Below are 5,687 nucleotides of genomic sequence, written 5' to 3'. Positions count from 1 at the left end.
CTTCCAACCTTTCAATCTTCCAATTTTAAAATCCCCTTACTTCCCAAAGAGCACTCCTATCCCCGCTTCCTGCAAGGATTTGTTGTAGGCCGGTATTGACGTTTCCAACAGCTTTTCTCCCCTGGCTTTCAGGACTTCCCATTCCTTCGTCAGTTCCTCAAGGCGTTCCTTTGATCCTTTGGTCACCCGAGGAATCGAACTTTCAGTCTGATTGATCAAGTACAGGTAATTGGCGGTAAATTTATTGGGGAAGTTTTCGACATCGTCATAGGCTTGGGACTTGCGTTGAAGCATGTCTTCATCCCAAGACTGCATTTCCTTCAGCAAGGTTACTCCGGCAGTTTGCAGTTCTTTTTTGGATTCATCCCCTTTGATTTTGGCCAAAAGGGGCTTCAACTGTTGTTGGTAAGCCATCGCATCATTGATCATGGTATGCATGGAAGTAAGCTCGGCTTCCATCTTGGACATAAAGGCGTGGTATTCCTGATAGTCAGCTGCGCTGAGTCCAAAATCCGGGTTGTCCACAATCTTGGATTTGTTGGTGCTTTCTCCCAAAGGAGATTTCAAAAGCAAGGTGTAGGTGCCCGGAATGGCTTTGTGTCCTGAGAAACTTGCTTCCAAATAGGCTGAAGGCACACCCGGCATGGTCGGATAGCGCATGTTCCAGACAAACCTGTTCACTCCTTTTTTGACAGTCAATGTAGGTTCTGCTGAGGGTCCGCCATCATACTTGATAAAAGAAGGGTCTTTTTTGCTTGAAAAGGTCCTTACCAATTCCCCTTTTTCATCCCTGATTTCTAGCGTCAGGAGAGTCGAGTCATTCACCGATGCCGGCAAATGATAATAGACCACCACGCCATTGGCAGGATTGACGCCCTCAAAAGGATGCGTCCCCTTGAATTCTTCGCTGTTGCCATTCAATGGGGAAGACCAGCTACCCAACATCGCATCGTCAGGTTGGTAGAGAAGCGGTTTATCCACAGAAGGTTGGATCTCCCGCACAAGGTTGAGGTCGTCCAAGATCCAATAGGATCGGCCCGAAGTTGCTACGATCAGGTCATTGTGGGCTACTTTCAGGTCAGTGATCGGCGTGACCGGCATGTTCAACTGGAAAGGTCCCCAACTTGTACCTCCATTTCTGGAGATATAGATGCCTGTTTCCGTACCTGCATAGAGCAGTCCTTTCACCACATTGTCTTCCCGGACAACCCGTGTGAAAGCACCATAAGGAATGCCTCGGTTGACATTGGTCCAGGTTTTTCCGTAGTCAGTGGTTTTGTACAGCGAAGGGGTATAGTCATTGAATTTATAGCGGGTGGTGGCGATATAGGCCGTGGCCGGATCGTGGGGAGATACTTCGATGGCGTTGATGAGACATTCTGTCAAGCCTTTTGGAGTCACGTTGGTCCATGTTTCTCCATTGTCACGGGTCAAGTGCAAAAGTCCGTCATCGCTGCCTATCCAGATATGTCCTTTTTCGTGGGGAGATTCCATGATGTAGCTGATGGTACCATAATTTTCCGCACCCACCGCTTCATTGGTATAAGGACCGCCGCCTTTTCCCTGCTTTTCTTTTTCATTTTTGGTCAGATCGGGAGAGATTACTTCCCAACTGTGACCCATATCTTTGGTCCTCAATACATATTGCGATCCATGGTAGTAGGTGTCGGGTTCATGCTGTGACCAGATGATGGGTGCGTTCCAGTTGAACCTATACTTCATGTCACTCGCATCCCTGCCGAGGTATTGGATAGGAGCGATCATGATATTGGTGCTTCCCAAAGATTTGTGGTCTAGCACTTCGATCGTCCCGAGGTAGCTACCTCCCAACACGTACCTAGGATCATCAGGATTGAATGCTAAGAAAGCACTTTCACCCCCTGCAGAGTAATTCCAATGCTCCTGAGAAATGCCACCCCTTCCCAAAGCCATGCTGTTGATGACCAATGAAGTGTTGTCCTGCTGTCCGCCGTAGATACGGTAGGGATGTTGGTTGTCGGTATTGATCCGATACATTTGGGCAGTCGGCATATTGGCCTGCGTAGACCATGTTTTGGCATTGTTGAAAGAAATAGCCGCACCCCCATCGTCTGCCATGACCATGTTTTTGGAGTTTTTGGGATTGATCCAAAGGTCATGGTAATCGCCATGGGCACTCGGGAGCACTTCCCAGCTTTTACCGCCATCGATCGAGCGGAGTGCCGGGGCACTGAGGACATACACCGTATGTTCATCCTGTGGATCGGCAAAAACTTCTATATAATACCATGCGCGCTGCACTAGCCTGTTGTCACCGCTGACCATAGACCAATCAATGCCGCCGTTTTCAGAAACAAAAAGGCCACCTTGGTCTTTGTCAGAATCACTTTCTATCAAAGCATATACCTTGTCGGAATTGGCACGGGAAACCGCAATCGCCATTTTCCCTTTTTCTTTCGGAAGACCGTTGGAAAGCAGTTTCCAAGTTTTGCCGGAGTCAGTCGATTTATACAAACCACTGCCGGGACCACCGCTGATGACTTTCCAAGGAAGGCGTTGATGTTCCCACATAGCAGCATAGAGGATCTCGGGATAATTCATATCCATGGACAGTTCCACAGCGCCTGATTTGTTGTCTACAAAAAGCACTTTCTCCCAAGTTTCACCGCCATTTGTGGATTTGTAGACACCTCGGTCTTCATTGGGCGCATGGAGTGCACCTTGTGCAGCGACAAAGACAATGTCGGGATTGGTGGGATGGATGACGATTCGGGAGATATGTTGGGTTTTTTCCAAACCTAATTTTTTCCAGGTTTTACCGGCATCTGTGGATTTGTAGACTCCATCGCCATAGGAGGTCATTACGCCGCGAGGCGCATGCTCGCCCATGCCGACATAGACGATGTTGGGGTTGGATTCGGAGACGGACACCGCACCGACCGAACCGGTAGTAAAAAATCCATCAGAAATGTTATTCCAATGCTGTCCTGCATCTTCTGTTTTCCAGACACCTCCGCCTGTAGTCCCCATGTAGTAGGTGAGCGGATCGCTGACCACACCGGAAGAAGTCACCGACCTTCCTCCGCGGAAGGGCCCTATATTTCTGTATTTGAGGGTGTTGTTGATTTCTTTGAAATCCTGGGCCGAGAGTTGAAAGGCGCCAAGAAGGAGGAAGGCAAGAATAAGTTTTTTCATCAGAAAATAGGTGGCTATTGATGGCAATCAAGTTATAAAAAAATGTCGGTTTTAGGGAAGGCTTTTTTGATGGAGGACTTTTGGAGTATTCAGTATTTGAAACTTCCACCCTGAACCTTTAAAATTTAAACTTGCTCTTTCACCTTCGTACTTCCAATTTCGTCCTTCTTACTTCCAAAAGATATCACCCTCCGATCGATTTGAAAAGCTTGGGTTTTTTTTCACTTTTATAAAGTTATCACGTCTATTTCGCATAAATGTTAAAGGATTTAGAAAGCTTTGCCTTGTCACTTCGACGTAGGAGAAGTCTTGAAAAACTAAAATCAAATCCCTCCAAAAGATATCTCCCTCTGGTCGATATGACAAGGAGAAGTCTCTTTCACCTTTCCCCTCTTACTTTTCACCAAAGCGTTTCCTAAAAAACGCCTGACTCCCCAACCTCCCGACCTCCCGACCTCCCTACCTTTAACCTCTTACCTTCCACCTCTCAACACCTCATCCTTCCTCCTTCAAACCTCCTCCCTTAAACCCTTCACCCCCCAAATGCCTTGACCTCTCCGTCTTCCTCAATGTACTTGATGCCTTTCACTTTCAGGTCTTGTAGGCTGGATTCGTCTCCTGAGGAAACTCCAGTAATGACCCCAGTTAAAGACAGGATATGGGTGATCTTACAGCCCTTTTCCTTCAGGACTTGGGCAATGTTTCCGATATTGCTAATCTCTGTTTGCTCCACCGAAGCCACGAATTTGATAGGATGCTTTGCCATTTTTTTTGGGGATATCTAGTTAAAATTACTGTGGACTCTGGACAAGTCCTGCGCCTACGTCACTTGCTGGCAGCCCAATGGGGCGGGCCGTATTGATCAACTTTTCCCAAATCTGGGAAGGAGTGGCACTAGGATTTTGTTCCCACAATTGGGCAGCTACCCCAGACACAAAGGGTGTTGCCATGCTTGTCCCGTTGATGGAAGAATAGTTTTGTGGAGATTTGTATGCGCTCATGACTGCAACTCCGGGACCTGCGATGTTTATCTCGCCACCATCACCGTTGATGGCACCGCAAGAAAAATCCGCCACTTTCAAAAACCTGTCCACCGCTGCTACTGCCATGATGGAAGGGCAGTTGGCCGGATGTCCGACCGGTCTGATGCTGTTGGATGACCTGTTGCTTTCATTTCCTGCCGCAGCGATAATCAAAGTGCCTCGTTCCATTCCCTGCTTGGCAATGTCCTCATAAATCCTGGAATAACTTTGACCCGGTCTTGTAGGCGCACCGAGTGACATGGAGATCACTTTGCAGCCATTGCTCATGGCCCAATCCATACCTGCGATAATCCCACTGTCAGAACCTGAACCGGCATTGGAAAGGACTTTGCCAATAAAAATTTTGGATTCGAAAGAGACACCATACCTGATTTGGTTGGAACCGCGCAAACCACCTGCTGCCACACCGGTACAGTGTGTTCCGTGTCCATTAAGGTCATTGACATCTTCTCCTGAGATAAAGGATTTGCTTTGGATTCCTCTTGTCTGGAAATCCGGATGTCCTGTTAAAAATCCGGTATCCAAAATCGCAATGGGAACATTTTTGCCGGTGTAAGAACTGGTCAAGGCTCGGATGGCCTGAACACCCCAATATCCGTTGGAATTGTCTACATAAGAATCAGGTAAGTTTGGATTCGGTGTCGGATCGACTGGACCCGGAGAAACAGGTGGTTTGGGGCCAATGCCCAACAACCGGCAAAGCCATTGCCAAAAACCACCCCCCGAATTTGCATTTGCTATTGCATAGACATATCGTTCTGGTTCATCATAGAGAAAACTGTTGATCCTAGCAGCACTCGTTAGCACATTGATCTCTTCTTGGTGGTTTTCATTGATGACCGCTACACCAAAATTCTCAAAAACGATGCCATCAGCTTGGTTAAAGGCTTCCATATAATCAGCAGTTTTTGACTTAAAATCACTAGAGGGGGCCAACCTTAGGGAGGCCTCGCCTGCTTCACCTTCTATCTGTTTAAATTTGGCGTTATGATCCAACATCACCAGACGTTTGCCGGTGAATTCAGGTTTTGATGCAAGTACTTCTGGTTGATCTGACATGGCTTTGGGATTGAAAAGTAAATGGAAATAAATCCATTCTAATTTACAAAAAAATTTATATTATTGAATATCAAGGGTATAATTGAAAATTAATGTGTTGGATTTCAGTTTACCGTAAAGGACCCAAAGGTGTCGCAATGAGCGAGTCGGTGTGGATAATTTACCACGGAGCTCTCGGAGAGCACGGAGAAAAAATTACAATATTATATCACGCAGAGACAAAAAGAGCAAAGCCCCTAAGAAAGCCACCTTGCGTTCTTAGCGAGTCCATTGCGATCATAGTGGTAAAAGATGTCCCGCGAAGGCGCGAAGGCGCAAAGAAAAAAAACCTAAAGCCCTGAAAGGGCGGGATAACAAAGGGATGGGTGCAGCCCATCCTTAAATTCATGCTGGATCCTCATGAGCCCTGAA

At 47.1% G+C, this 5,687-nt stretch carries 3 protein-coding genes; all 3 read right to left on the bottom strand.

The genetic code is table 11. The annotated features are described in order from the left end of the window. Positions 1-36 precede the first annotated feature (36 nt). The 3 genes from M3O96_RS21740 to M3O96_RS21730 all read right to left on the bottom strand — a co-directional run bounded on the left by M3O96_RS21740 (position 37) and on the right by M3O96_RS21730 (position 5,276). Positions 37-3,174, bottom strand: coding sequence for a WD40/YVTN/BNR-like repeat-containing protein (locus M3O96_RS21740; protein ID WP_249725327.1), 3,138 nt, complete (start codon positions 3,172-3,174; stop codon positions 37-39). Between the two features lie 532 nt (positions 3,175-3,706). After that, complete coding sequence (locus M3O96_RS21735; RefSeq protein ID WP_249725324.1) at positions 3,707-3,940, bottom strand: hypothetical protein; 234 nt, start codon at positions 3,938-3,940, stop codon at positions 3,707-3,709. Between the two features lie 25 nt (positions 3,941-3,965). Continuing rightward, complete coding sequence (locus M3O96_RS21730; RefSeq protein WP_249725321.1) at positions 3,966-5,276, bottom strand: S8 family serine peptidase; 1,311 nt, start codon at positions 5,274-5,276, stop codon at positions 3,966-3,968. Between the last annotated feature and the right edge of the window lie 411 nt (positions 5,277-5,687).

The organism is Aquiflexum sp. TKW24L, from assembly GCF_023502205.1.
Classification (GTDB): Bacteria; Bacteroidota; Bacteroidia; order Cytophagales; family Cyclobacteriaceae; genus Cognataquiflexum.
The sequence above is the reverse complement of the archived record's forward strand: the minus strand, read 5'-3'. Positions and strand labels throughout refer to the sequence as shown.